This window comes from Dyella sp. PARNA 12/25 (genome assembly GCF_055702865.1).
This window is the reverse complement of sequence record NZ_JBVQCI010000015.1, coordinates 13430-38980: the sequence shown is the minus strand read 5'-3', so window position 1 is coordinate 38980 and position 25551 is coordinate 13430. Positions and strand designations below refer to the sequence as shown.

The window sequence follows — 25551 nt, the reverse complement described above, 5'->3', positions numbered from 1 at the left end:
CCGCCCTTACACTGGGTAGCCATTGCAGGCTTACTTTGATCAAAGGATACCCATGAGCGAGATGCTTTCCGAGACCGCCCTCGACCAGTTGTTCCGTTCCGCCCGCACGTTCAACGCGTGGTTGCCGAAGGAAGTGAGCGATGCCCAGCTGCATCAGCTCTATGAACTGGCCAAGTTCGGTCCGACCAGCGCCAACTCCTCGCCGATGCGCGTGGTGTTCGTGAAGTCGAAGGAGGCGAAGGAGAAGCTTTCGCCGTTCATGTCCGAAGGCAATCGCGCCAAGACCCTGGTGGCGCCGGTCACCGCGATTGTGGCCACCGACCACGAGTTCTACGAAAAGCTGCCGCAGCTGTTTCCGCACGCTGACGCGCGCAGCTGGTTCGCCGGCAATCAGCCGCTGATCGACGTCACCGCCTTCCGCAACGGTTCGCTGCAGGGTGCCTATCTGATCATGGCGGCCCGTTCGCTGGGTCTGGACTGCGGCCCAATGTCCGGCTTCGACAATGCCGGTGTGGATGCGGCGTTCTTTGCCGGCACCACGTTCAAGTCCAACTTCCTGGTCAACATCGGTTACGGCGACGCCAGCCGTGACCTGTTCCCGCGTAGCCCACGCCTTTCGTTCGACGAAGCCTGCCGTATCGCCTGATCACCTGCTGCCTGCGTCCCACTCGCAGCCCTATCCCACTGGAGATTCAAGACATGCGCTCTTTCCGTTATCTGCTGCTCGCCGGTCTGATGACCGCCGCCATGGCCACCCAGGCCGCCCCGGTGACCTACAAGATGGATCCGGGTCACACCCAGGTGCTGTTCTCCTGGAATCACTTCGGCTTCTCCAACCCCACCGCCAACATCGGCCTGGGTGACGGCACCATCGTGTACGACGAGAAGGACCCGGCCAAGTCGTCCGTCAACGTGACGCTGCCGCTCGCCGACCTCGACACGCACGTGTCCAAGCTGGACGAGCACCTGAAGAAGGCGGACTTCTTCGACGCCGACAAGTACCCGAGCATCACCTTCAAGAGCACCCAGGTGCAGGCCGAGGGCGGCAACAAGTACAAGGTGACCGGCGACCTGACCGTGCATGGCGTGACCAAGCCGGTGACGCTGGACGCCACGCTCAACAAGGCCGGCGTGCACCCGATGATGAAGGTGCCGACCGTCGGCTTCGATGCCGTCACCACGATCAAGCGTTCCGACTTCGGCATCGGCGCCTACGTGCCGAACGTGAGCGACGAGATCAGCGTGCGCATCACCACCGAAGCCTCGGTGCCGAAGACCGAAGCGACCAAGTAAATCCCAACGCTGGGTGGGAAGGGGCCCGCGCCTTTGGCGCGGGCTTTTTCTTTGGGAGCGTCACTTATCGCTGACGCCTTCGTTCTTGAGCGATTCGAGCTTGGAGAGGTCGATAGCATTCACGACCTGTTTGAGCTGATCGACACTGTCCGCATGACCGCTGGCCTTGACGCTGAAACGCTGGGCCACGATGACGCCGTACTCGCCGCTCTTGGTTTGTGTATCCCACGACTCATTCACCAGGCGATCGTTGCTGGTGTAAGTCTTCTGATACCCGTGATCGGTCTGTTGCTCAGACGATGGTGCCATCGCACTGGCCAGGGCCATCATGCCGCGCATATTCCCTGTGTCGGCCATTTCCAGCCGTACGTCGCGACCCTGGCCGTCGCTGTATTGGGCACTTGCCGTGGTCACCTGCATACCGGCCACGCCCGAGCGCTGCGCATCGAATTTCGTGCGCTTCATGCCATCCAGAACATCGGGCAAAAACCCCCGCAGCGTTTCCGGCGACAACGACACCACGACCTTGCCCTTGTCGCCTAAGGCGGCGAGTTTGCCGACGGTGCTGTTGGTATCCACCGTCACGGTGCTGCCGTCGCTGCCTTTGACGTGAATCGCGTCCGTCGTGGCGGCGGTGAAAGCGGCGCCGCCAATCAGCCCTGCCACGATCAGCCCCACGATCCAGCTGAGTAGGATGGCGATGATCACGATGACAGCGGTATAGCCAGCCGCTTTGTGTTGCGGGCAGCGCATGGTGTGCTGCAGGCCGAGATAGAGCAGGTAGACGCCGTAGATGACGCCGGCAATGGCCACCAGCCAGCCCAGCCAAGGGATGATGACGGCCACACTTGCCACCCAGCTCGCCGTCCACGAATAAGCCACGGCTTTCAATGCCTGCACGGGATCCTTCTGTCCCTCGAAAGACTGCGCCAGTGCGTTGACGATTAGCGCCATCACATAAGTCATGGCCAGCATCAACACGTAATGCAGGATCGCGCGCAGCAGCCCCGTGCCCAAACCGGTGCGCACATGGATGCCGAAGCCGCCATAGCCGATCAGGCTGCCTCTGATGAAATAGGCAATGGCCGGCAGTGCCGCAACGATCAGGATGTAGTTGCGGTACAGCCCGCGGACAGTGTCTGGTTCGGCAGCAATGACTGGCCACTCGGTTTGTGGCGAGGTGAGGATGGCCTTGATGCGGCTGAAGATTCTTCCGAAGTCCATGGCGGTCCCCTTATCGGGTGGTGCAGCCGGTCGGATGCTTATTCCACCCTTGGTTGAGCGTAGTTGCACAACTGACTTCCCGAAGTGAACGCAGCGGGGTCACCTCGCGCTGCCGGGCTGGCCTGCTAACATTGTCAGTTCGGTGTCTTGATGGAGTTTTCCCCATGTCGCGTTCCCCTGCGGCTGCCCCGCTGATCCCGGCGAATGCCGAAAATCGTTACGAAGTGACGCGCGCGGACCTTCCGCTGTCCTGCCCGATGCCCGGCATGGCGCTGTGGAACTCCCATCCGAAGGTCTATCTGCCGATCGTTGAAGACGGCGGGGAGTCCACATGTCCTTATTGCGGCGCGCGTTACGTGCTGCGGGACTGATTTTCCGCAAACCGGTTACAGCTGAAACATACTCTTCCGCCGGTTTCGGCACGATTGCTGCTTGCCTCTAGGGATGAAGGCACCTTTTGAACAAATCATGTCAGCAGTCGCGACACCAGCGCGGTCCCTGACCGTGGTCCAGCTGATCCCCGCCCTCCATTCGGGTGGGGCGGAGCGGTCTGCGCTGGAAATCGCTCGCGCGCTGGTCCGGGCTGGGCACCAGTCCATCGTGATTTCGGCCGGTGGCCGCATGGTGTCGCAGCTGGAGGCCGAGGGTAGCCGGCATATCACCTTGGACGTTGGCCGCAAGTCGCTGAGTACGTTCATGAAAGTGGGCGCGCTGCGCCGGCTGCTGCGTGAGCTGAAGCCGGACATCGTGCATGCGCGCTCGCGGCTGCCGGCCTGGCTGGGCTGGTGGGCCATCAAGGGTCTCAAGCCTGCCCCGCATTTCGTGACCACCGTGCACGGGCTCAACTCGCCGGGGCGCTACAGCGCCATTCTGCTGCGCGGTGAGCGGGTGATTGCGGTGTCGCAGACGCTACGAGACTTTATGCTCAGCCACTATGCGTGGCTGGAGCCATCGCGGGTGCGGGTGATTCCCCGCGGCATCGATCCGGACGCCTTCCCGTATGGGCATCGGCCCGACGACAACTGGTGCAAGGCGTTCTTCGCCGAGTTTCCGGCGCTCTCCGGCGTTCCGCTGCTGACCCTGCCTGGCCGTGGCACCCGCCTGAAGGGTCACCACGATGCCGTCGAGCTGGTGGCAGAGCTGAAGCGTCGTGGCATCGACGTGCGCCTGCTGTTGCTGGGTGTGATCGAGCCGGGGCGCGAGGCTTACCTGGCCGAGCTGCAGGAGCTGGTTCGCGCCCGTGGCCTGGAAGGGCAGGTGGTGATGACACCGCCACGCAATGATGTGCGGGATATCTACGCCATTTCGTCCCTCATTTTGCAGCTGTCGAACAAGCCCGAGTCGTTCGGTCGCACGGTGATCGAAGCCTTGTCGCTGTGCCGCCCGGTGTTGGGTTATGCCCATGGCGGCGTCGGCGAGTTGCTGGCCGAGTTGTATCCAGCCGGCCGCGTGCCGCCGGCTGACCGCGAGCGACTGGTTGAACGTGCTGCCGAACTGCTGCGCGTGGCGCCGCCTATTCCGATGCTGCAGAGCTATCGCCTCAGCGATATGCAGCAAGCCACGCTGGCGCTCTACGACGAACTCACCGCCGCCTGAGGGGCGCCTGGGCGAGCCCGCGGCAAGTGGCTCCCCCTACAATGCGTGAGTCTTCCACCAGACCGTCACGCATGAATTCATTCGCTGCTTCCCTCAAGGCCGGCCTGCGCTCGCCCTTGCTGCCGTTCTGGCTGGTGATCGCCCTGTTGCCGGTCGGGCGCAGCTCGGAGCTGGGCACGTTTCTCTGCCTGATCGGCGTGGTGATGCTGTTCGTGCGTCATCCTTCGGCGCTTCGCGAACACGCTGGCGCACGGCTGCTGCTGTGGCTGCTTGGCGCTTACGTCGCCGCGGCGTTGTTGTCGGCGGTGGATTCCGTAGCGCCTGGCAAGAGCTGGTCCACGGTGGCCTCGCTGTTGCGCTACGTGCCGCTGGGCCTCTATGCCTGTTTCGCGATCCGGCGCGAAGACCGTCTGTATGCGTTGTATGCGGCGGTAGCTGTAGTCGTGGCCTTCTGGGCGATGGACGCCTGGGTGCAGGCATTCACGGGCTGGAGCCTTGGCGGGCACGCGGAAGTAGAGCGTATCTCGGGCATCTTCGGTGCCACCAATCTCAAGCTTGGCCCCACCCTGGCAGTACTCTCGCCCTTCGTTCTGTGGACCACGCAACGGCGCTGGGGCATCAAAGGTGTGCTGCTGGCTTTCGTGTTCCTGCTAGGACCGGTGTTGCTGTCGGGCTCGCGCGCTTCATGGCTCTGCTACGCCCTGGTCGCCCTGGGTTTTGCCTGGCGGATGGCTGGCTCGCCGAAGCGCTTTATCGCTGTTGCCGGCGTGCTTGGCATGGTTTTGCTGCTTGCCGGTGGCGCTGCATGGAAAACCTCCGAGCGGTTCCATCAGCGCATGGAGCGCACGCTGCAGGCGTTGCACGGTTCGGATCAGTCCATGGATGCCGCGCTCAGCGGCCGCCTGGATATTTGGCGCACCAGCGTGGCGATGTTCGCGGCGCACCCCATCAATGGTGTCGGCGTGCGGGCGTATCGCTATGCCTATCCGGCGTTCGCGCCGGCCAACGATCACTTCGTGGTGTCGGAGGAGGCCTGTGGCGAAGGCGAGGGTGCGTGCCATGCGCACCAGTGGGTGCTGGAGGTGCTCACGGAAACCGGCTCGCTCGGATTGCTTTGCTGGTTGGCCGCGATCGTCATGGCCGTGGTGGCGTGGCGTCGCGTGGGAGCCGCTGCTCGCTCGCGTGCGTTTCCAGTCACGCTGGCGCTGGCTGTGATGCTGTTTCCGCTCAACACCCATTTGGCCTTCTATTCGGCGTGGTGGGGCCTGCTGTTCGCCTGGCTGCTGGGCTTGTGGTGTGCCGCGCTGTATGTCTTCCCCGCGATGCAGGGAGATGCGCATGAAGCGTGAGCCGCTGTCGGTGGTGGTGATCACCTACAACAATGCCGACACGTTGGACGCCTGCCTCAGCCGAGTCGACTGGGCCGACGAAATCGTGGTGTTCGACTCGGGCTCCACCGACGATACGGTTGCCATTGCGCAAAAGCATGGTGCGCGCGTGGCGTCCCATCCTTTCGATGACTACGGCCCGCAGAAGCAGCGGGCTTACGATTTGGCCAGCCATAACTGGATCCTCAATCTGGACGCTGACGAGATGCTCTCGCCGGGCACTCGCGAGGTGATCGAACGTGCCTTGGTGGCGCCCCGTCATGCGGGCTTCCGCTTGCCTCGTCGCGAACGCATGTTCTGGACCGTGCAGCATCGCTGGAGCTGGCGCAATGGCCATCTGCGTCTGTTCGATCGCCGTCGCGGCGGCATGAATGATGTCGAAGTGCACTCGGCCGTCGAAGTGCGCGGGCCGGTGAAGACTCTGTGGCGTGCGGATTTCGTGAACGATGGTGATGGCGATATCGCCACCCGTGTTGAGAAGATCAATCGGTACACCACCGGTATGGTTGCGTACAAACTGCGTAAGCAGCAACGCTTCACCGGACTGCGCATGGTGTTCTATCCGCCGGTGTTCTTTCTGCGTCAGTACATTGGCAAACGCTACTTTCTCAATGGTTGGGCAGGCTTTATCGCCAGTGTCACCGGTGCGTTCTATGCCTTCCTCAAGTACGCCAAGTTGCATGAGGCACGCAAACAGGCTGCGCAGCAGAGCGAAACACATCACTGATGACTCTCTCTCGTGCTGTGCAATTCAGTGCGCGTTTAGCTATGTGAGCTTGCGCGCGGCGTTTTCTTGCGTGAGCGGAATTACTTTCTCGCGCCGCGCGCCGTTGCCACTTCGATGATGTCACGTGATGACGCGCGTTTTTGCGAAAAATGTTGCGTTGTACAGGTCATGCTTCAACAAAATGTGAAGTCACGTGGAAAGCCGCGTGCGCATTGGTTTTTTTCCAATTGGCATGGTGCGTGGCTCGTTCAGCGGTCGGACCCTCACGTTGCGATTGCGAGTCTGGCATCGCAGTTCATACACTCTCGACGCTTGGCAATAGCGTTCATGCGAATGGGCATGTGGGGCAGTCCATTCGCTTCCTGGGGTTGATTCGAGAGTGCGTTTGCGTGATCCGTGCGCGCTGTCCGAGGGCAGCGCGGCGGGCTCGTTTGCCTATTCATCACGGGACCGAACAGGAGGCCACAAGGAGCACAACCGCCGGACGTTGTTCGACACAGGGGGTTTCACTTGTTTTCGATGGAATTCTTCCTGGAGACATTGCATGAAACATGAGCATCTGTACCTGAGTGCCGCCATCGCGCTGGCCCTCGCCGCTACGCCCTTCGTGGCGACCGCCCAAACGGCTGCCTCGCAGAACGCAGCGCTTGCCGATATCCAGACGACGGAAGCGCCGCGCGTCACGCATACGGTCGACACGCGCGTTGTTTCGACACTCACCCAGTCACATCTGGCTGCCGTGGATCGCACGGCACCTAGCGGTGCGCTGGCTGATACCGCCCCGATGAATCACATGCATTTGGTACTCAAGCGCAGCGCGTTGCGCCAGTCTGCATTGGATGCGCTGATTGCCGCGCAGCACGATCCGCACTCGGCGAAGTTCCATCAATGGGTGACGCCCGAGCAGTTCGGCGAGAAGTTCGGCGTGCTTGACTCGGATATCGCCGCCGCCGAAACGTGGCTACGCTCGCAGGGCTTCACGGTGAATGGCGTCTATCCCAACAAGATGCAGATCGATTTCAGCGGCAACGCCGGCATGGTCAAGCGCGCCTTCCACACACAGATGAACCACTACGCGCTCGACAGTGGAACGCACGCGGCCAATGCCACCAACATCAGCATTCCCTCCGCATTGCAGGATGTCGTGGCGGGTGTGGCGGGTCTCAACGACGTGCATCCGCAGCCCCAGCATGTGGCGCCGAAAACGGCGCAGTACGACAGCTCCAAGCAGCGCTTTATGCTCAAGCAGCCGACGGTCTCCGCCTCGGGCGCAAACCCAGAAGCCGTCGGGTTCACCAATGGTGCGCGCGGCCTGGTGCCGTACGACATGGCCAAGATCTATGGCACGGACCAGCTCTACAGCAGCGGGCTGACCGGCAAGGGCATCACCATTGCACTGGTGGAGGACAACTCCATGGTGCCGGCGGACTGGACCAACTTCATCAATCAGTTCGGGTTGACCAGTTACGGCGGTACTTTCACGCAGTTCCAGCCGCAGGCAACGGGCTTCACCAACTGCATCGACCCCACCATTGCGAATCCCGGTGAGGACGACTACGAGGCCTTGCTCGACGCGGAGTGGTCCGCCGGCATGGCGCCGGGCGCCAACATCTGGCTGGCCAGCTGTTCCGATTCGAACTCGAACAACTTCTTCGGTGGCGTATTCACGGCGGCTACCAACCTGATCAACGGCGCCAGCCGCCCCAACATCATCAGCGCGAGCTATGGCTATGGCGAAGGTTTTACCGACGCCGCCAGCAAGACCGCCATCGATCTGATGTGGGCACAGGCGGACGCGGAAGGTATCTCGGTGTTCGTGTCCAGCGGTGATTCGGGCTCCAACCCGAGCTTCAATGGCTTCTTCATCTACGACGCCGGTATTGATGCCAATGCGTTCGGCACGTCGCCGAACGACACGGTGGTCGGCGGCACGGACACCGCCGATGTGCTCGATGGCACCACCAAGAAGTACTTCAGTCCAAGCTTCAACTCGGTGTACGGCTCGGCGCTGTCGTATGTGCCGGAAATTCCCTGGAACCAGTCCTGCGGCAACGAAGTGGCGGCCAAGTCATTGGGCTTCCCCAGCTCGCTGGCCTTCTGCAAGGAATATCTGAAGTTCGATCCCAACGGCTACTACATCACGTCCGAAGCGGGCAGTGGCGGGCCTTCTTCCGTGGACAGCAAGCCGGCATGGCAGCGGCAGGTGCATAACGCGGCCAAGGATCAGTCGCGCGATGTGCCGGATGTCTCGCTGTTTGCGGGCTCGTACGGCGGTTCCACATGGGTCATCGTGTGCTCGTCGGCGTATCCGTGCACACCGGGCTTCACCGGGCCGACCGCGCTGATTGGCGGCACCTCGTTGTCGTCGCCGATGTTCGCTGGCATCCAGGCGCTGATTGATCAGGGACTCGCGGAGAAGGGCTTGCCCGCCAACCAGGGCAATGCCGCGCCGACGCTGTATGCGCTTGCGGCCGAGGAATATGGCGGCGCCAAGGGGGCACCGCCGGCCAGTCTGGCGGCGTGCAGTGCCGACAATGGCGCCAAGGGAACGGGTAAGTGCGTGTTCCACAACATCACGCGCGGCAGCATCGCCACGCAGTGCGTGCAGCAGTTGCCGAACATCGTGACGCCCGACTGCTACTACTACGGCGCGCTGCCGAACTCGTTCCTGGGGCCGATCCAGGTGGGCCTGACCTCCACCAATATCAGCAAGTACAACCTGAAGACTGAGGCCTATGCGGCCCAGCCGGGCTGGAGCTTTGCTTCAGGCCTCGGCTCGGTCAATGCCAACAACCTGTTCAATGCCTGGAAGGCGTTCGTCAACGTGCAGTAAGTGCATTGCACGCAACACCCCCGGCTTCCGCCGGGGGTGTTCTTCGTTGCTCAGGCAGCTTCCGCCAAGACCACGGGCTGACCGCTCATGGCGTCCAGCAGGCGTGCGCATGCATCGCGACGCAGCTGCTCGCGACGACGGAAAGCGGAGCGGTGCTTGCTCTCGACCTGCGATTCGTCGCGCTCGGGTTCGGACGTGGGCAGCTCGAAGAACCCATCGGCCTGGAGTACGCCCTGGCAGTCTTCCCAGAAGCTGTCGTAATCCGCCTTGATCTTGTCTGCTTCGCCCGCGAACGGATGAGCGACGTTGCTCACGCCGCGAATCTGCTTTGCACCGGTGAAAGAGCCAAAGGCCAGCAGCAGCGAGAACAGCAGGTTCTTCGGACGCAGGCCATAGCATTGCTTGGTCAGTTCGCGCACAGCTTCGCGACCTAGCTCCGCCGCGGCACCCTGCATGCAGCCGATAAGCAGTGCGCGGCCATCGTCATCGATGCTGAAGATCGCGGACGACAGCAGTTGCCCCTGCGTGTTTGCCAGACATAAGGCCAGCTCGCCTTCGCGACTGCGACCGGTAGGGCGGCGCAACTCGAGCAGCAGTTCGCTGCCATCTTTCAGCGTCAGCGTGCCGAACGTGTGACGACCATGCAGGTAGACTGCATCGACTATGTCGTTGGGTAGCTGACTAAACACGAAGCGATAGTGCTGGCTGATGATCGCCATGCGCTGCGTGGGATTTATGTGGCGATTGATGTAGTGATGATGCCAACGCTCAAGTAGGCGCGGATCATGCGCGAGAATCGAGGTGAGGTGCGGCGAACCATACAACTCACGCAACCACGCAGATTGACGCGACGCCATGCTGGCGCTGCGGGCGACATACTTCAGGCCGGAGGCGAGACGCTTGGGAAGCGAGCCGCGCCAGTCACGGCGTTGGCGCAAGGAGCGCAGAAACAGCCGAAAGGTCATGAATAAGCGGGTATCGGGAGGAGCACTCTATAGTTTACCGAGGCTCACTGACGCCGACCTGTCACACATCAGTAAATGGATCGGCTGCCTTCAGGTCGCGTCTTGAATCGCTTGTGCACCCACAGATATTGCTCAGGTGCCGCGCGCACCATGTCCTCGATGCATGCATTCACGCGTGCAGTGTCTTGCAACGGATCGGTGCTTGGAAAATTCTCCAATGGTGCGCCGAGTCGCAGCGCATAACCCGCATTGCCTGGCAGGCGGCGATGGAAAAACGGAATCACCAGTGCGCCAGAAAGGCGAGCGAGGTGATGCGTGGCCGTGATGGTTGCCGCCGGCACGCCAAAGAACGGCACGAACACGCTGTCTTTGCTGCGCATGTCCTGGTCGGGGGCGTACCACAGTGTGCCGCCGTTGCGCAGGTGCTTCACCGTGCCGCGGATATCGTCCTTGTCGAACATCGCTTCGGCGTAGTCGAGGCGCGCTCGCAGCACGGCCCACTCGAACACCGCGGAATCCATCTTGCGATACATGCCCGAGATGCGAATGCGCTGAGATACCAGGCGCGCGCACAATTCCAGGTGCGAAAAGTGGCCGCCGACAAGCAGCACGCCCTTGCCCTGGGCTCGCGCGGTTTCGAGATGCTCCAGGCCTTCCATGGTCACTGGCACATGGGCGATGGCGCGCTCGCTACCCATCCAGCCAAGCGCAAACTCCATCATCATCAGGCCGATATCGCGCAGGTGCGCATTGACCAGCTCGGCTTGCTCGGCCTTGGAGAGTTCGGGGAAGCACAATTCGATGTTCGCCTCGGCAATATGCCGCCGTGGCGACGGCACGCGTTGCACCAGTTGCCCCAGGCCACGTCCGAGACCCATCAGCCAAGTGCGCGGCAGATGCGCGATCAGCCAGATCACGCCCGCACCGAGCCAGGCTGGCCAATGCTGAGGTGCGAGGAGGGCGCGGGTGAAAGGGGGGCGTGACATGCCGGGCATCGCCCGCATTGTAGGGAACAAGCCAAAACGAGGCGAGCCGTGCGCGCTCGGCCATGGCGCCGCAGGGGCGGGGGCAGGGCGTCGCCGATATACTGGCGCACCGGATTCGATGGGCCCGCCGTTGCGCTACCTCTACACCCTTGCCATGTACCTGGTGACGCCGCTTATCGTGCTGCGTCTGCTGGCCCGTGGCGTACGTTATGGCGACTATCACAAACGCTGGCGCGAGCGCTTCGGCTACTTCGAGGCCAAGGGCATCAGCGGCAGTCTGTGGGTGCATGCGGTGTCCGTCGGCGAGGTCAATGCCGCGGAGCCCTTGATCAAGGCCTTGCAGTGCGATTACCCCAATGCGCCGCTGGTCGTCACCACCGTGACACCCACTGGATCGGAGCGAGTGCGCCAGTTGTTTGGCGACACCGTGTTCCATGTTTATCTGCCGTATGACCTGCCGTTCTCGGTGTCGCGCTTTTTCAAGCGCGTGCGCCCGCGACTGGCGATCATCGTCGAAACCGAGATCTGGCCGAACCTGTACTTCGCCTGCCGCCGTCGAGGCGTTCCGCTGATGATCGTCAATGCGCGCCTGTCCGAGCGCTCGATGCGCGGCTATAAGCCGATGGGCGGTCTCGTGGCCCAGGCATTGGGGTGTGTGCGGCAGATCGCCGCGCAATCGCGCACCGATGCGGATCGTTATCGCGAGCTGGGTGCCGAGCCCGAGAAGATCGTGGTGGCGGGCAACCTCAAGTTCGACATGCCGGTGCCCTACGATGCCGAGTACAAGGGCGAGGAGTTGCGTCAGCAATGGGGCAGGCTGCGTCCAGTGTGGATCGCAGGCAGCACGCATGAAGGCGAAGAGCTGCCCGTGCTGGAAGCGCATCTGGAAGTGCTCACGCGCTGGCCGGATGCATTGTTACTGATTGCACCGCGCCACCCTGAGCGCTTCAAGCTGGTGGAGAACTCTGCGCGCAGCCTTGGATTTACCGTGGGTACGCGCAGTGCCGATCGCGTGCCGTCATCGGCGCACCAGGTCTTCGTGATCGACGCGATGGGTGAGCTGATGCCGTTCTATGCCGCGGCGGATCTCGCCTTTGTCGGCGGCAGCCTGGTGCCGATCGGTGGCCACAATGTGCTCGAGCCTGCAGCACTCTCGACACCCGTCCTGGTGGGGCCGCATACGTTCAATTTCGAAGAGATCACGCTCACCCTGATTCAGGAGGGTGGGGCGGCACGCGTTCATGGCGCAGAAGAGCTGGGCGCAGCCGTACAGCAGTTGCTGCGCGACCCCACGCGTCGGGAGAGCATGGGCCGCATTGCACGCGTCGTGTTCGACAGTGAGCGCGGCGCGGTCAAGCGGGTCATGGGCATGATCGACGATCTGCTGCAGGAATAGACGTCCAGACACGACAAGGCCGGGACATGCCCGGCCTTGTGGCTTGCAGCGGTGGTCGATGCGCCGTTACTGCAGCATCGCGTTGACCAGTTCCATGTCCTTCAGGTCGATCGAGCCGGCGGACTGCTTCAGCTGAAGCTCGTCGAGGACCAGCGCGTGACGTGACTGCGAGTAGCTGCTTTCGGCCTGGGTCAGGGTCTGAATGGCGTTGAGCACGTTCAGCATCGTCTGGGTGCCGACGTCGAAGCCGGCGCGCGTGGCTTCCAACGCCTTCTGGCCGGACTCCACCGAGGCCTTGTTCGCTTCCACCTGACTGATGCCCGAGAGCACCGAGCGGTAGAAGTTGAGCGTGTTACGCACTACTTGGCGGCGCGTCGACTCCAACGAATCCTGCGCTTCGTCGCGCTGGTAGATCGACTGGCGAACGCGCGACTGCGTAGCTCCACCGGAGAAAATCGGGATGTTCACCGACAGGCCTACCGTGGTGCCGTACTGGCCATTGCCGCGCAGACCGGCAGCGCTGGCCTGCTCGAACCACGTCGTTTCCTTGCCGCGCGATACCGTGGCATTGAGCGTGGGCAGGTGTCCGGCACGGGCGGCATCGACGCTGTGCTCAGCCGCTTCGACGTTGTACTGGAAGGCCTGGATGGTGGCATTGGACTTCAGCGATGCCTGTACCCATGCATCCGGATCAGCCGGATTGGGCGGCATAAGCGGCAAATCTTCGCGCAGCTTCTTGAGTTCGCCAACCGGCTTGCCGGTGATCTGCGTCAGCGCTTCCTTAGCGTCATTGAGCGTGTTTTGTGCCGCGACGGACTGCGCTTTGGCCAGTTCGTATTCCGACTTGGCCTGGTAAACGTCAGTGACCGCCGACAGACCCACTTTGAAGCGCTGGTCAGCCTGGTCATAGGCCTGCTTGAAGGAGTCTTCGCTGGCCTTGGCGAACACCAGTGCGTCCTGGCTGGTCAGCACACCGAAGTAAGCCGTGGTGACGCGCACATAGAGGGTCTGCAGAGCGGCATCGTACGTGGCGTCTTGCGAAGAAGCCTGCGAACGAGCGGCTGACAGATTGGCCCACTGGCTCAGGTCAACGATCGACTGGTTCAGCGTGGCTCCCACCTGGCGCGTGCGTGAATGGCCGTTGCCCTGAAGCGAGCCAGAAGCGAGGTTACTGCCGGTCTGCTGCTGCGTCAGGCCAAAGCTGCCATTGAGCTGCGGGAGCATGACCGCACGCGCCTGGGTAACGCCTTCACCGGTAGCAAGGCGGGTTGCTTCCGCCTGTGACAGCACCGGGTCGTTGGCGCGTGCTTCTCGGTATGCATCCAGCAAGTCCTCGCTGTGGCCGGCCAGCGGGAACGCCGACAGTGCCAGGGCGAGGGTCAGAAGCTTCAAGCGCATGGGTTGCCTCTTGTTTTGGGAAGGGGAATCAGAAAACGAAACGACGCGGCGGCTCGGCGTGCTTCAGGTATGGCAGGTCGGTCTCGAACAGAGACTCTTCGCGATAGCGGCCGCTGCCCTCATGGGTCAACAGCACCACCTGCTGCACCGGCGATTCGCCGCGCACCGCGAGAAGGCGACCGCCCGGCTTCAGCCAGGACAGGAACCGCTGCGGAATCTGGTACACCGCGCCGGAGACGACCAGCGCGTCGAACAGGCCGGCGGGCTGCCATGCAGCGACGGCTTCACCGACTTCCAGTTTGGTGTTGGTGATGCCGGCGTGCGCCAGTCGCTCGCTGGCCGTCGTAATGAAATCAGCGTGGATATCCAGGCTGGTGACGTGCGCCGAAAGTTTGGCCATGCAAGCGGTGAGGAAGCCCGAGCCAGTGCCGATTTCCAGCACCTGATCGGTCGGCAAGAGTTCCAGCGCCTGCAGCACGCGGCCCTCAATCACCGGCTTCATCATCACTTCGCCGTGGCCCAGCGGCAGGCACAGGTCGGCGAACGCCAGCTTGCGGTGTTCCGGAGCAACGAAGTCCTCGCGGCGCACGCTGCCCAGCACGTCGAGTACGCGGGCATCCAGCACCTCCCAGGGGCGCACCTGGTTTTCCACCATGTTGACTCGCGCCTGTTCGAAGTTCATCGCCATCTTGCTACGTCCCAGTTCAGATCGAAAAAAAGGCTAAAAAGGATAAGCGCTTAGCCACTTTCCGACAATGTGCAAAGCCTGCGGCCTCATGCCAACCTCTCGAAGTGCCGGAAGTCACCGCGCTTGGTTGACGGAAGTCATGCGTGGCGCCATGTCCGCGGACACTCAGGCGCTTCTGCGATGGTTCCTCGCGTACACGACAGGCGTATTGCCGGGCAGTCGGGTCAAAGCATCTTGCACCGCCTGATGCAATGAAGCGTCAAGACGCTGAATGCGCTCCATCGGCGAGGCATCGCCGCGACTCTGCGCGGCAACGTCCAGCCAGGCCAGCCAGCGCGCCAGACGGCCGCGTTCAACGCCATCCAGGCCTGGCAGGGCGGCGCGGGCGGCGAACGCCAGCTGGCGCGCCTCAGTCTGGCCTAGTTCCAGCCAGGCGGACACCGCGCGTTGGGCGCGACGATATGCCGGACTGAGCGAAAGTTCTGCGATAGTGGTGGACATAAGGCGAGCCGTTGTATCTTGGCCGTGGAAAATAACTAAACCGTCGCGTATACTAAACGCGAGTTACCCATTTGTGAAGCCATTTGTGAAGGTATAGCCATGAGCACGATCCCGCAGACCAAGCCTCAGGGACCCGGCCGTCCCAAGGACATGGAGAAGCGCGCGGCGATCCTAGAGGCCGCCAAGGCCCTGTTCATCCGCAATGCCTTCGCCGGCACCAGCATGGACGCCGTGGCGGCCGAGGCTGGCGTTTCCAAGCTCACGGTCTATAGCCATTTCGGCGACAAGGACAACCTGTTCCGCGAGGTGATCCGAGCGCGTATTCAGGACCTGATGCCGGAAGACACCTACCAGTACGTGGCCGAGGAAGAGATCCGCGTCACGCTCGAGCGCATCGCCCTCCACCACGTGAAGCTGGACTGCGACGTGCAGAACGTCGGCACCTTCCGTGCCATCCTCAGCGACTGCCGCCAGGGCAACCCCCGCTACGGCAAGCTGCTGTGGGAAGAAGGCCCGGACCGCACCAACGGTCTGATGAAACGCCTGCTGCAACACGCGGTTGACGACAGCAAGCTGGATATCCCCAACGTGACCCGTGCCGCGGGGCAGTTCTTTTCCCTGATCAAGGGCGAGATGCTCATGCGTCGCATGTTTGGCTGCGAAGACTGTGCCCAGTCCTACGCCGCCGAGCTGGAACAGACCGCCCGTGACGGCGTGGACATGTTCCTGCGGGCGTATCTGCCCCGCTGAGCGAGTCGGCTCCCCCGCCCCCGAAACAGCCTCGGACTCGCGGCCCCGCCCGCTTCGTGCTCAAATAGGAGCCTTGAAGCGGGGGTGCCGGCAACAGTCGGCTGAGAGAGTCCCTTCGAACCTGATGCGGCTAGTACCGCTGTAGGGAGCTTCGCCGCACCGCCATCCGTGCTGTGCGCAAGGCGCCGTCGCTTCTGTTGCTGGTACGCGAATCCATTCGCAACACCCCGCACACCCCTGTGCGGATTACTCAACAAAAGCACGTCCCCTAGGGGGACATCGCTTAGACCGCGGACGGACACAAGCCGATGAATGCCCTGCCCACCGACCTCGCGCGCGCCGCGCAGGAACTCTCCGAAGCCGTGACGCGCCCGATCCCGGGTTCGCACAAGATCTACGTGCAGGGCAGCCGCCCCGACCTGAAGGTGCCGTTGCGCGAAATCTGCCAGGCGCAGACGCCGACCCTGTTCGGTGGCGAGGAGAACCCGCCCATCACGGTGTATGACACCTCCGGCCCGTACACCGACCCGAACTACAAGGTGGATCTGATTACCGGCCTGCCGTCCTTGCGCGCCGCCTGGATCGCCGAGCGTGGCGATACCGAGCAGTTGGCGGACCTGAGCTCGTCGTTCGGCCGCCAGCGCGCCGCCGACCACAAGCTCGATGCCTTCCGCTTCACCGCCACGCGCGCACCGCGTCGCGCCAAGACGGGCGCCAACGTCACGCAGATGCACTATGCGCGCCAGGGCATCATCACGCCGGAGATGGAATACATCGCCATCCGCGAGAACCAGCGCATCGAAGCGCTGGGTAACAGCGCGCTGCTCAAGCAGCATCCGGGCGAGTCATTTGGCGCGGCCTTGCCCAAGTTGATCACGCCGGAATTCGTCCGCGATGAAGTGGCGCGCGGTCGCGCCATCATCCCGGCGAACATCAACCATCCGGAAGCGGAGCCGATGATCATCGGCCGCAACTTCCTCACCAAGATCAACGCCAACATCGGCAACTCGGCCGTCTCGTCGGGCATCGCCGAGGAAGTGGAAAAGCTCGTGTGGTCAATCCGCTGGGGCGGCGACACCGTGATGGATCTTTCCACCGGCAAGCACATCCACGAAACGCGTGAGTGGATCATCCGCAATTCGCCGGTGCCGATCGGTACGGTGCCGATCTACCAGGCGCTGGAAAAGGTGGGTGGCGTCGCCGAAGACCTGACCTGGGAGATCTTCCGCGACACGCTGATCGAACAGGCCGAGCAGGGCGTGGACTACTTCACCATCCACGCCGGCGTGCTGCTGCGCTTCGTGCCGCTCACGGCCAAGCGTGTCACCGGCATCGTATCGCGCGGTGGTTCGATCATGGCGAAGTGGTGCCTGGCGCATCACAAGGAAAACTTCCTCTACACGCACTTCGAAGACATCTGCGAGATCATGAAGGCGTACGACGTGTCCTTCAGTCTCGGTGATGGTCTGCGTCCGGGTTGCGTCGCCGATGCGAACGACGCCGCACAGTTCGGCGAGCTCGATACGCTGGGCGAACTCACCCAGATCGCGTGGAAGCACGACGTGCAGGTGATGATCGAAGGCCCCGGCCATGTGCCCATGCAGCTCATCAAGGAGAACATGGAGCGCCAGCTGGAGAAGTGCCACGAAGCACCGTTCTACACGCTGGGGCCACTGACCACCGACATCGCGCCGGGCTACGACCACATCACCAGCGCCATCGGCGCGGCGATGATCGGCTGGTTCGGCACCGCCATGCTCTGCTATGTGACGCCGAAGGAGCACCTTGGCCTGCCGAACAAGCAGGACGTGCGCGACGGCATCATTGCCTACAAGATCGCCGCGCATGCCGCTGACTTGGCAAAGGGTCATCCGGGCGCACAGGTGCGCGACAACGCGTTGTCGAAGGCGCGCTTCGAGTTCCGTTGGGAAGACCAGTTCAACCTCGGTCTCGATCCGGAGAAGGCGCGCGAGTTCCACGATGAAACCATGCCGAAGGATGCGCACAAGAGCGCACACTTCTGTTCGATGTGCGGTCCCAAGTTCTGCTCGATGAAGATCACGCAGGACGTGCGCGACTATGCCGCCGAGCACGGTACGGGTGAGGATCAGGCGCTGGAAGAGGGCATGGCGGAGAAGTCCGCCGAGTTCCGTCAGCAGGGTTCCGAGGTCTATCACAAGGCCTGATGGTTAACACGGATGCGGCGGCGACCGCCGCCGCATCCGTGCTGTGATTTCCCTTGTAGGAGCGCACTTGTGCGCGACCGCAGCGTCTAGGCGCATGGCTCCGTAGGTTTGTCGCGCACGAGTGCGCTCCTACAGATCGTTCTCGTTCTCCCGAGCCAGCCCACTTTTCACCCTTGTTTCTCGCCGGCACGATCTACCGTGCGCGGCGTGCACCTGCACCCATCATGGTCGGCTGGAAGATCTTGCGACGGACCATGGCGATGGCGCCAGTCAGCCAAGAGCCTCTTTCCGCGTTAGCAATGAGGACGGTTGCCACGAGGAGACGCGTCATGCCGATGTCGGACAACGCCAGCTCTGGACATGCCTTGCTGCGAATCGTGCTGATTACGCTGGCTATCGGCGTGCTGCTGGCCAGCGCGCTGATGTGGTGGTGGGTCCGTGAAGCGGACAGCTCAGGCGCCACGGCGCGCGCGGAGGTGGCGCGTGTGCATCATGCGCCGTTGCCCGCAAGCAAGCCTCGCAGCAACTGGGCTAGCATCGCGCACAATTGAAACGCCCATAAAAAACGCGCCGCCCAGGAAGGCGGCGCGTTCTGTCTCGAAGCGATCAGGCCTTCTTGTCTGCCTGGTAACGCACGATGCCATCTTCGATCTCGGCCTTCGCTTCGCTGGCGCCGACCCAGCCTTCGATCTTCACCCACTTGCCCTTCTCGAGATCCTTGTAGTGCTCGAAGAAGTGGCCGATGCGCTCAAGCCAGTGGCCGGACACCTGATTGATGTCCTTGATGTGCGCATAACCGGCGAAGATCTTGTCGACCGGCACCACCACCAGCTTCTCATCGCTGCCGGCCTCATCGGTCATCTTGAGCATGCCAACCGGATGGCAGCGGATCACCGAACCCGGCACCAGCGGCAGCGGCAGGATCACCAGCGCGTCCAGCGGATCGCCGTCGCCGCCCAGCGTGCCCGGCACGTAGCCGTAGTTGCAGGGGTAACGCATCGGCGTGGACAGGATGCGGTCGACGAAGATCGCGCCGCTTTCCTTCTCCACCTCGTACTTGACGGGCTCGGCGTCCTTCGGGATTTCGATGATGACGTTGATTTCGTCCGGAACCTTGCGGCCGGCGGGAACGAGGTGCAGACCCATGGGGGTGTCCTTAGGTGTAGTCAAAAGCAAAGACTTGAAAGCATACGGCAAAAGGTGGTGCATCGCAGCAGCCGTCAGGCTGCCGCGTGGAGGCAGTTCAGTGTTTGTAGTGGCCGGCTCGAGACTTAGGCTTGGTAGGGCCGCTCACGCAACCACTTGGTGGCAATCCATTTTTCGCCGCTGATGACAGGCAGGCCGGCATGCAGGGAGGATTGATCGCCGCCCTCGTAGGCGAAATAGACGGCCGAACCGCGTGCGGCGGTCACGGTGAGGCCAATGGCAGGAAAGGCAGTACCACCGCCTTCCTCCGGCGTATTGAGATACATGATCACGCTGGCAATGCGTTGACCGCCTCGTGACGTGACCAAGTTGAAGCCCGGTTGGGTCGGATCGAACCAGTCGAAATGCGGCTCGTATTCCTGCCCTGGGAGGTAGTGAAGAATCTGCAGGCCTTCGCCATGGCTGACCGGAATGTTCAACAAATCGGCGATGCGTTGCTCGATCGTGTCCACCAGCGGCGTCTCACCGATGGTGAAGAACATGCCCTGGCTGGTGCGCCGGTGGTCAGTCTGGTGACGACCATCAACATCGACCGTTAGTGAGCGCTGCAGGCGCGGCTGCGCCTGCGCAATCAGCTGATCGCATTCGTCACCGGTAAGTAAACCTTCGAGCAGACGCACGATGGGCTGCTCGGTGCTAACGGTCACACGCACTGTGTGTCCGTTGACCACCTGCTCAGGCGCTTTCGGGTGCTGTGCCCGGTGTGTCTGGGGAGCCTGCCTGGCAGCGGTCCTGACGCTGTTGATCGGCAGGTTGAGCACGCGCGCGACAATCTGTTGGCTTTGTTCGGCGCCATACCCGGTGTCCCGCATCAGTTTCAACAGATCATGCAGGCTGTGACCGGATCGGGCAGTGGAAAGAATCCACTCTCGCAGTTCGGGACGAATCGTGTGGTTGTTCATGCGACTCGATGGACAGGATGGTGGCGTGGGTGCTCCATCTTACGCATGGCTCGTGGCTGCTTCACGTGATGCCCGTGGCTGGCTTGGGTGTCGCTAATGCATCTGGAGGCCGTGCGGCAGGGCGTCTGCCATGCGCCGCACTGCTTCGTCGAGTTCCGCTTCGTCGTGATAGGAGAAGTAAGGACGCTGCTGCGCGCGTCCAGCGGGCGTCGTTGATGCTCTCGCCGGCTCGTGGCTACAAGCCCAGGCTACCCCCCCGGCACGTGGAACGTCTGCGCGCTGCCCGGGCGGCAGGCGAACGCTCACGCCAAGGTATCGCGCCGTCGTGCACACAACCGCTGCATACGACGCACGTGGGGCAGCCGAGCCGTTCGCACGCGCTTTTGCATGGGCGTGGGCCAGCAAAAGCCCCACGGGGATTAGCTTCGCGGCAAGAGTGATTCGAGCGTCCCAACGGGACTCGCTTTGCGTCGCAGGCGGCACGTTGGAGGCATCACCAGATCAAAGCGAAAGTCACTGGATGAACAGCTTCGCTGTTGCAAAGCGCTTCCTGCTCTTGCAGGGATGACGGTGAGAGGGAACACGCGTTTTCACGAGCACCCACCCCTCTCCCCACAGGGGAGAGGGGTGGGCAAAGATCGTGCCGAGGTAGGACGCTTGCGACTTACAGCAGAGGAATGAGCAACAAGGCCACGATATTGATGATTTTGATCAACGGATTCACCGCCGGCCCTGCCGTGTCCTTGTACGGGTCACCCACCGTGTCACCCGTGACAGCCGCCTTGTGCGCATCCGAACCCTTGCCACCGAAGTGGTTGTCCTCGATGTACTTCTTGGCGTTGTCCCACGCACCTCCGCCGGTCGTCATCGAGATCGCAACGAACAAGCCAGTCACGATGGTGCCGATCAACACACCACCCAGCGCCTGCGCGCCGGCTTCCGGGCCTCCCAGCCACTTGAAGCCGAACACCACGATGACCGGCACCAGCACCGGCAACAGCGACGGAATCAACATCTCCTTGATGGCCGACTTGGTCAGCAGGTCCACCGCGCGCGAGTAATCCGGCTTGGTGGTGCCTTCCATGATGCCCTTGATCTCGCGGAACTGGCGGCGCACTTCTTCCACCACCGCGCCTGCCGCGCGACCCACCGCTTCCATCGCCATCGCACCGAACAGATACGGAATCAGGCCGCCGATCAGCAGGCCGATGATCACGTAAGGGTTGGACAGATCAAAGCGGAAGTCATCGATGTTGAGGTGCTTGGTCAGGTTGTGCGTGTAGTCGGCAAACAGCACCAGCGCAGCCAGCCCCGCCGAACCGATCGCATAACCCTTGGTCACCGCCTTGGTGGTGTTGCCCACGGCGTCGAGCGGATCGGTCACGCCACGCACATCCGGCGGCAGCTCGGCCATTTCGGCAATGCCGCCGGCGTTGTCGGTGATCGGGCCATAAGCATCCAGTGCCACGATCATGCCAGTCATGCTCAGCATGGCGGTGGCGGCGATGGCGATGCCGTAGAGGCCGGCCAGCTGATATGCGCTCCAGATAGCCGCGCACACGGCGAGCACGGGCAAGGCGGTGGATTTCATCGACACGCCGATACCGGCGATGATGTTGGTGGCATGGCCAGTCGTGGATGCCTGCGCCACATGCTGCACCGGTTTGTACTCGGTGGCCGTGTAGTACTCGGTGATCACCACCATGGCGCCGGTCAGCACCAGGCCAATCAGGGCGCAGCCGTACAGGTGGCCAACGCCATACGCCGAATCGCTCATCAGCTGACTGGTGATGGGCCAGAACGCGATGGCGGCGAGCACGGCCGATACGGCAACACCGGCGTACAGCGCATTCATGATCTTCGGGCCGCGCGCCTTCACGAAGAAGGTGCCGATCACCGAAGCCACGATGGACGCGCCGCCGAGCACCAGCGGAAACAGCACGCCGTTGCTGCCGGTCTGCTCCGCCATCACGCCGCCCAACAGCATGGTGGCGATCAGCGTCACCGCGTACGTTTCAAACAAGTCTGCCGCCATGCCAGCGCAGTCACCCACGTTATCGCCCACGTTGTCGGCGATAACGGCGGGGTTGCGCGGGTCATCCTCGGGAATACCGGCCTCCACCTTGCCCACCAGATCGGCGCCCACGTCGGCGCCCTTGGTGAAGATGCCGCCACCGAGACGAGCGAAGATCGAAATCAGCGACGAACCGAAGGCCAGGCCCACCAGCGCATGCAACGCGCGCATGGTCTCGTAGCCCATGCGGCTGAGCACCACGTAATAGCCGGTGACACCGAGCAGGGCCAAGCCGACCACCAACATGCCGGTAATCGCACCGCCACGGAAAGCAACGTTGAGCGCGGCGGCCAGCCCGCCGCGGGCGGCTTCGGCCGTGCGCACATTGGCACGAACTGAAACATTCATGCCGATATAGCCGGTGGCGCCAGACAGGACGGCGCCAATCGCAAAGCCGATGGCCGTCGCCCAATCCAGCGCAAAACCAATGATGAGAAACAGCACCACGCCGACGCCGCCGATGGTGGTGTACTGACGATTGAGATACGCCTTCGCACCATCCTGGATCGCGGAAGCGATCTCTTGCATCCGTGCGTTGCCCGGCGATTTAGCCAAGATCCAGCGCACGGACAGTGCGCCGTAAAGAACCGCCAGGACCGCACAAGCCAGCACGATCCACAAGCCATACTGCTGCAGCATCGGAGCCTCCCCATGAGTGGTAACGATTTGCACCGGGACCACCCATCGGCACCCCCGATACGGCGGCCGCCCCTGAGGGGCGGTCAACGGCGAGTATAGACAGAGGCTGACGACAGTCGTGTTGTGCAACGCAACGCACTGCGGCATTGGGCCACAAAAAAGGCGGTGCCACCGGGGCGCCGCCTTCATATCAGCGACCTGAAGATCAACGTATGACCATGTCCAGAATCATGTTGTCGCCGATGGATACCAGTAGATAGTTGTTGGATTCGCGCACCCAGCGGTAACCATAAGGCGGAGGGGCCAGCCGGTAATAGCCATAGTCGTTCACGATCATCATCGGGCCGTCATAGCGATAGCCGCGCGCCCAGCGCGGCCCACCGCGGTAGTAGCGGTCGCTGTAGTAACGGCGTTCCCAGTGCTCGTGGCGGCCGCGATCGCGCCAGCCGTCGCGGTCATGCCCACGGCCGCGATCGTCGTGATCATCACGATCATGTCCCCGGCCATGGTCATGCCATGGGTCGGCCAGGGCAGCGCCGCTGCCTGCAAGCAGGGCGAAGGCCACGAGCACGCTGGATAGGGCTTTCATTGGATCCTCCTAAGTGGATCCCGCCGGCGCCACGCGCGTCGGTCAGGCAGGCACATCGTAGGAACATGCGTCTGAATGGAGGAGGTGATTTCCTACGTCCTGCGTGCGAGCTTTCAGTTATCGGTCAGGCAGGTGAATCGAAGGCCCGGCAGGAAAAGGGAGGAGCACAGATGTTTGGTCGCGTGGTGCTGGTGATGGCCTTGCTTGCAGGTGTGTTGTACATCGCATTTTGTGCGTCGTTGGCACTGGGGGAGAAGCGGTTGGTCTACCACCCCGAGACGACCTGGCGGGTACGCCAGCCGCCGGATTTCGAACTGGTCAGGGACGGGGTCAGGCTGCGGGGCTGGGTGATGAACCCCGGCCAGAGTAAGGCGCTGCTGTATTTCGGCGGCAACGGTGAGCGGATCGAAGACTCGCGAACCGAGCTGGCGCGGTGGCTGCCTGATCGCACCATCTATTTGGTGGCGTATCGCGGGTACGCGGCAAGTGAAGGCAAACCGTCCGAGGTGGCGCTGGTCGGCGATGCCATGGCGTTGTTCGACAAGGTCGCGCCGCAGCACAGCGCGGTGGCCGTGCTCGGGCGCAGCCTCGGTAGCGGCGTGGCGGTACAGCTGGCGGCGCGTCGGCCGGTGGAGCGACTGGTGTTGGTCACACCCTTCGATAGCCTGGTGCGCGTCGCGGAGAGCTATCTGCCGTGGGCGCAGGCTGACCTGTTGATGCGCGAGCGTTTCGAATCCTGGCGATATGTGAATGACATCCACAGTCCGGTGCTGGTGATTCGAGCGGAGCGCGACGAGGTCATTCCCGCCGCGCGCACCGCCGAGCTGATCCGGGCGTTTCCCACGCCTCCGACCGAACAGGTCGTCGCCGATGCTGGCCACAACACCATTCAGGACTACGCGGATTACCGCGTAAGCCTGAGTCGGTTCCTGCAGTGACAGTTAGCGTGCGAACGGTTCGAGCTTGCGTGTGACGGCGGTGTTCTTCAGCGCTACGTATTGGGGAAGTCCGTTCTTGCCGTATGGCAACGGTGCCTCGCCCTGGATCAGCGGCGCAAGGTAACGACGAGCTGCTGCGGTGATGCCGAAGCCATCTCGCGTAATGAAGCTTGCCGGCATCTTCTTTTCGCGATTGGCGATTTTTGCCAGCGGTGCAGCTTCGATTTTCCAGCGATACGGCGCGTCGCTGCTGCGCACGATCACCGGCATCACCGCGTTCATGCCAGCGAGTGCGTATTCCACCGCTGACTTGCCTACCGCATATGCCTGCTCTGCATCGGTCTTCGAAGCGAGATGGCGCGCGGAGCGCTGCAGGTAGTCGGGCAGCGCCCAGTGATACTTGTAGCCAAGTTTTTCCTTCACCAGCGAGGCCAGTACAGGCGCCACGCCGCCGAGCTGGGTATGGCCGAACGCATCACGCGTGCCGGCTTCCGCCAGGAACTGACCTTCCGCATTGCGGATACCTTCGGACGCCACCACGGTGCACCAGCCCACGCGCTCCACCGTCGCCTTCACCTTGGCCAGAAACGCGGCTTCATCGAACACACGTTCGGGGAACAGGATGATGTGTGGCGGCGCATCGGCGCCTTCGCCGGCCAGGCCCGAGGCGGCGGCAATCCAGCCCGCATGGCGACCCATCACTTCAAGGATGAAAACTTTGGTCGAGGTGTCCGCCATCGATGCCACGTCGAGGCTTGCTTCCAGGGTGGACACGGCGGTGTACTTCGCCACTGAGCCAAAGCCCGGGCAGCAATCGGTGACGGCGAGATCGTTGTCGACCGTCTTCGGCACGCCGATGCAACGAATGTCGTAGCCCATGGCTTTGCCCAGCTGCGAAATCTTCAGCGCGGTGTCGGCGGAATCGTTGCCACCGTTGTAGAGAAACCAGCGAATGTCGTGCGCGCGGAACACATCAATCAGTCGCTCGTACTCGGCGCGATTGGCATCCAGCGACTTCAGCTTGTAACGGCACGAGCCGAATGCGCCACCCGGTGTGTGGCGCAAGGCGGTGATGGCTGCCTTCGACTCCTTGCTGGTGTCGATCAGCTCTTCGCGCAGTGCACCGAGAATGCCATTGCGCGCTGCGTAGACAGTCACGCCTTTCGCACGTGCCGCTTCAATCACGCCAGCCGCCGTGGCATTGATCACGGCGGTGACGCCGCCTGACTGCGCGTAAAGCAAACGACCTGCAGGCTTGGACTTGGCTGTCAT

General features: G+C 62.6%; 23 protein-coding genes and 1 riboswitch. Of the genes, 12 read left to right on the top strand and 11 right to left on the bottom strand.

The features are described 5' to 3' along the window. Positions 1–52 precede the first annotated feature (52 nt). A complete protein-coding gene (locus AC0GUR_RS20075) occupies positions 53–646 on the top strand; it encodes a malonic semialdehyde reductase (RefSeq protein ID WP_472879287.1) in 594 nt (197 codons plus the stop codon). Positions 647–699: 53 nt separating this feature from the next. Beyond that, complete coding sequence (locus tag AC0GUR_RS20070) at positions 700–1293, top strand: YceI family protein (RefSeq protein WP_472879286.1); 594 nt, start codon at positions 700–702, stop codon at positions 1291–1293. Positions 1294–1353: 60 nt separating this feature from the next. Here the strand turns inward: AC0GUR_RS20070 and AC0GUR_RS20065 are convergent, their stop codons facing one another. Beyond that, a complete protein-coding gene (locus tag AC0GUR_RS20065; protein ID WP_472879285.1) occupies positions 1354–2517 on the bottom strand; it encodes a Yip1 family protein in 1164 nt (387 codons plus the stop codon). A gap of 164 nt (positions 2518–2681) precedes the next feature. On the opposite strand from AC0GUR_RS20065, the gene AC0GUR_RS20060 reads away from it, so the two are divergent. The 5 genes from AC0GUR_RS20060 (at position 2682) to AC0GUR_RS20040 (ending at position 9061) form a co-directional block, all read left to right on the top strand. Continuing rightward, a complete protein-coding gene (locus AC0GUR_RS20060) occupies positions 2682–2888 on the top strand; it encodes a zinc-finger domain-containing protein (RefSeq protein WP_472879284.1) in 207 nt (68 codons plus the stop codon). A 97-nt stretch (positions 2889–2985) separates the two neighbouring features. Then, positions 2986–4113, top strand: a complete 1128-nt coding sequence (locus AC0GUR_RS20055) for a glycosyltransferase (RefSeq protein WP_472879283.1) — start codon at positions 2986–2988, stop codon at positions 4111–4113. A 71-nt stretch (positions 4114–4184) separates the two neighbouring features. Continuing rightward, positions 4185–5462 carry an O-antigen ligase family protein gene (locus tag AC0GUR_RS20050; RefSeq protein ID WP_472879282.1) on the top strand — a complete coding sequence of 426 codons (1278 nt, stop codon included), beginning with the start codon at positions 4185–4187 and terminating at the stop codon, positions 5460–5462. Next, entirely contained in the window at positions 5452–6228 is a 777-nt protein-coding gene (locus AC0GUR_RS20045; RefSeq protein ID WP_472879281.1) for a glycosyltransferase family 2 protein, read from the top strand. Before AC0GUR_RS20050 ends, AC0GUR_RS20045 begins: the two co-directional genes overlap by 11 nt. A 544-nt stretch (positions 6229–6772) precedes the next feature. Next, positions 6773–9061 carry a S53 family peptidase gene (locus AC0GUR_RS20040; protein ID WP_472879280.1) on the top strand — a complete coding sequence of 763 codons (2289 nt, stop codon included), beginning with the start codon at positions 6773–6775 and terminating at the stop codon, positions 9059–9061. 50 nt (positions 9062–9111) lie between these two features. Here AC0GUR_RS20040 and AC0GUR_RS20035 read toward each other — a convergent pair whose 3' ends face one another. Further along, the gene (locus AC0GUR_RS20035) at positions 9112–10026 is read right to left on the bottom strand and encodes a VirK/YbjX family protein (protein WP_472879279.1); all 915 of its coding nucleotides are present in this window, start codon (positions 10024–10026) and stop codon (positions 9112–9114) included. Positions 10027–10094: 68 nt separating this feature from the next. Next, positions 10095–11012 carry an LpxL/LpxP family Kdo(2)-lipid IV(A) lauroyl/palmitoleoyl acyltransferase gene (gene lpxL / locus AC0GUR_RS20030; protein WP_472879278.1) on the bottom strand — a complete coding sequence of 306 codons (918 nt, stop codon included), beginning with the start codon at positions 11010–11012 and terminating at the stop codon, positions 10095–10097. 118 nt (positions 11013–11130) lie between these two features. Between lpxL and waaA the strand changes: the two genes are divergently transcribed. Beyond that, positions 11131–12408 carry a lipid IV(A) 3-deoxy-D-manno-octulosonic acid transferase gene (gene waaA / locus AC0GUR_RS20025; RefSeq protein ID WP_472879277.1) on the top strand — a complete coding sequence of 426 codons (1278 nt, stop codon included), beginning with the start codon at positions 11131–11133 and terminating at the stop codon, positions 12406–12408. Between the two features lie 66 nt (positions 12409–12474). Here waaA and AC0GUR_RS20020 read toward each other — a convergent pair whose 3' ends face one another. The 3 genes from AC0GUR_RS20020 to AC0GUR_RS20010 form a co-directional block, all read right to left on the bottom strand. Continuing rightward, positions 12475–13806, bottom strand: coding sequence for a TolC family outer membrane protein (locus AC0GUR_RS20020; protein WP_472879276.1), 1332 nt, complete (start codon positions 13804–13806; stop codon positions 12475–12477). Between the two features lie 28 nt (positions 13807–13834). Next, on the bottom strand, positions 13835–14494 hold the full coding sequence (locus AC0GUR_RS20015) for a protein-L-isoaspartate O-methyltransferase family protein (protein WP_472879275.1): 660 nt from the start codon (positions 14492–14494) through the stop codon (positions 13835–13837). Positions 14495–14659: 165 nt separating this feature from the next. Next, entirely contained in the window at positions 14660–14995 is a 336-nt protein-coding gene (locus AC0GUR_RS20010) for a hypothetical protein (protein WP_472879274.1), read from the bottom strand. 99 nt (positions 14996–15094) lie between these two features. Here AC0GUR_RS20010 and AC0GUR_RS20005 point away from each other — a divergent pair, with 99 nt between their 5' ends. The 3 genes from AC0GUR_RS20005 (at position 15095) to AC0GUR_RS19995 (ending at position 18482) form a co-directional block, all read left to right on the top strand. Continuing rightward, positions 15095–15745: a TetR/AcrR family transcriptional regulator gene (locus AC0GUR_RS20005; protein WP_472879273.1), complete on the top strand. Its 651-nt coding sequence runs from the start codon at positions 15095–15097 to the stop codon at positions 15743–15745. A gap of 70 nt (positions 15746–15815) precedes the next feature. Then, positions 15816–15910: riboswitch (TPP riboswitch) on the top strand. A 143-nt stretch (positions 15911–16053) separates the two neighbouring features. Continuing rightward, on the top strand, positions 16054–17931 hold the full coding sequence (thiC, locus tag AC0GUR_RS20000; protein WP_472879272.1) for a phosphomethylpyrimidine synthase ThiC: 1878 nt from the start codon (positions 16054–16056) through the stop codon (positions 17929–17931). A 329-nt stretch (positions 17932–18260) separates the two neighbouring features. Further along, entirely contained in the window at positions 18261–18482 is a 222-nt protein-coding gene (locus AC0GUR_RS19995) for a hypothetical protein (RefSeq protein WP_472879271.1), read from the top strand. Between the two features lie 55 nt (positions 18483–18537). On the opposite strand, the gene ppa is transcribed toward AC0GUR_RS19995, so the two are convergent. The 4 genes from ppa to AC0GUR_RS19975 all read right to left on the bottom strand — a co-directional run bounded on the left by ppa (position 18538) and on the right by AC0GUR_RS19975 (position 23341). Then, the gene (ppa, locus tag AC0GUR_RS19990; protein WP_472879270.1) at positions 18538–19077 is read right to left on the bottom strand and encodes an inorganic diphosphatase; all 540 of its coding nucleotides are present in this window, start codon (positions 19075–19077) and stop codon (positions 18538–18540) included. 125 nt (positions 19078–19202) lie between these two features. Then, entirely contained in the window at positions 19203–20039 is an 837-nt protein-coding gene (locus AC0GUR_RS19985) for a 2OG-Fe(II) oxygenase (protein WP_472879269.1), read from the bottom strand. Positions 20040–20703: 664 nt separating this feature from the next. Continuing rightward, on the bottom strand, positions 20704–22752 hold the full coding sequence (locus AC0GUR_RS19980) for a sodium-translocating pyrophosphatase (RefSeq protein ID WP_472879268.1): 2049 nt from the start codon (positions 22750–22752) through the stop codon (positions 20704–20706). A 205-nt stretch (positions 22753–22957) separates the two neighbouring features. Next, complete coding sequence (locus tag AC0GUR_RS19975) at positions 22958–23341, bottom strand: RcnB family protein (protein WP_472879267.1); 384 nt, start codon at positions 23339–23341, stop codon at positions 22958–22960. A gap of 170 nt (positions 23342–23511) precedes the next feature. Between AC0GUR_RS19975 and AC0GUR_RS19970 the strand changes: the two genes are divergently transcribed. Further along, positions 23512–24279 (top strand): alpha/beta hydrolase, encoded by a 768-nt coding sequence (locus tag AC0GUR_RS19970; RefSeq protein ID WP_472879266.1) that lies wholly within the window; start codon positions 23512–23514, stop codon positions 24277–24279. A gap of 3 nt (positions 24280–24282) precedes the next feature. Here AC0GUR_RS19970 and AC0GUR_RS19965 read toward each other — a convergent pair whose 3' ends face one another. Continuing rightward, positions 24283–25551, bottom strand: a complete 1269-nt coding sequence (locus tag AC0GUR_RS19965; RefSeq protein ID WP_472879265.1) for a 6-phosphofructokinase — start codon at positions 25549–25551, stop codon at positions 24283–24285.

Coding starts and splice junctions, on each gene's coding strand:
- waaA (WP_472879277.1), top strand. CDS start 11,131: ATGGGCCCGCCGTTGCGCTACCTCTACACCCTTGCCATGTACCTGGTG.
- AC0GUR_RS20015 (WP_472879275.1), bottom strand. CDS start 14,494: ATGGCGATGAACTTCGAACAGGCGCGAGTCAACATGGTGGAAAACCAG.
- AC0GUR_RS19970 (WP_472879266.1), top strand. CDS start 23,512: ATGTTTGGTCGCGTGGTGCTGGTGATGGCCTTGCTTGCAGGTGTGTTG.
- AC0GUR_RS20010 (WP_472879274.1), bottom strand. CDS start 14,995: ATGTCCACCACTATCGCAGAACTTTCGCTCAGTCCGGCATATCGTCGC.
- AC0GUR_RS20005 (WP_472879273.1), top strand. CDS start 15,095: ATGAGCACGATCCCGCAGACCAAGCCTCAGGGACCCGGCCGTCCCAAG.
- thiC (WP_472879272.1), top strand. CDS start 16,054: ATGAATGCCCTGCCCACCGACCTCGCGCGCGCCGCGCAGGAACTCTCC.
- AC0GUR_RS20070 (WP_472879286.1), top strand. CDS start 700: ATGCGCTCTTTCCGTTATCTGCTGCTCGCCGGTCTGATGACCGCCGCC.
- AC0GUR_RS19975 (WP_472879267.1), bottom strand. CDS start 23,341: ATGAAAGCCCTATCCAGCGTGCTCGTGGCCTTCGCCCTGCTTGCAGGC.
- AC0GUR_RS19980 (WP_472879268.1), bottom strand. CDS start 22,752: ATGCTGCAGCAGTATGGCTTGTGGATCGTGCTGGCTTGTGCGGTCCTG.
- AC0GUR_RS20045 (WP_472879281.1), top strand. CDS start 5,452: ATGAAGCGTGAGCCGCTGTCGGTGGTGGTGATCACCTACAACAATGCC.
- AC0GUR_RS19985 (WP_472879269.1), bottom strand. CDS start 20,039: ATGAACAACCACACGATTCGTCCCGAACTGCGAGAGTGGATTCTTTCC.
- AC0GUR_RS19965 (WP_472879265.1), bottom strand. CDS start 25,551: ATGACAGCCAAGTCCAAGCCTGCAGGTCGTTTGCTTTACGCGCAGTCA.
- AC0GUR_RS20065 (WP_472879285.1), bottom strand. CDS start 2,517: ATGGACTTCGGAAGAATCTTCAGCCGCATCAAGGCCATCCTCACCTCG.
- AC0GUR_RS20035 (WP_472879279.1), bottom strand. CDS start 10,026: ATGACCTTTCGGCTGTTTCTGCGCTCCTTGCGCCAACGCCGTGACTGG.
- AC0GUR_RS20050 (WP_472879282.1), top strand. CDS start 4,185: ATGAATTCATTCGCTGCTTCCCTCAAGGCCGGCCTGCGCTCGCCCTTG.
- lpxL (WP_472879278.1), bottom strand. CDS start 11,012: ATGTCACGCCCCCCTTTCACCCGCGCCCTCCTCGCACCTCAGCATTGG.
- AC0GUR_RS19995 (WP_472879271.1), top strand. CDS start 18,261: ATGCCGATGTCGGACAACGCCAGCTCTGGACATGCCTTGCTGCGAATC.
- AC0GUR_RS20040 (WP_472879280.1), top strand. CDS start 6,773: ATGAAACATGAGCATCTGTACCTGAGTGCCGCCATCGCGCTGGCCCTC.
- AC0GUR_RS20060 (WP_472879284.1), top strand. CDS start 2,682: ATGTCGCGTTCCCCTGCGGCTGCCCCGCTGATCCCGGCGAATGCCGAA.
- AC0GUR_RS20055 (WP_472879283.1), top strand. CDS start 2,986: ATGTCAGCAGTCGCGACACCAGCGCGGTCCCTGACCGTGGTCCAGCTG.
- AC0GUR_RS20075 (WP_472879287.1), top strand. CDS start 53: ATGAGCGAGATGCTTTCCGAGACCGCCCTCGACCAGTTGTTCCGTTCC.
- ppa (WP_472879270.1), bottom strand. CDS start 19,077: ATGGGTCTGCACCTCGTTCCCGCCGGCCGCAAGGTTCCGGACGAAATC.
- AC0GUR_RS20020 (WP_472879276.1), bottom strand. CDS start 13,806: ATGCGCTTGAAGCTTCTGACCCTCGCCCTGGCACTGTCGGCGTTCCCG.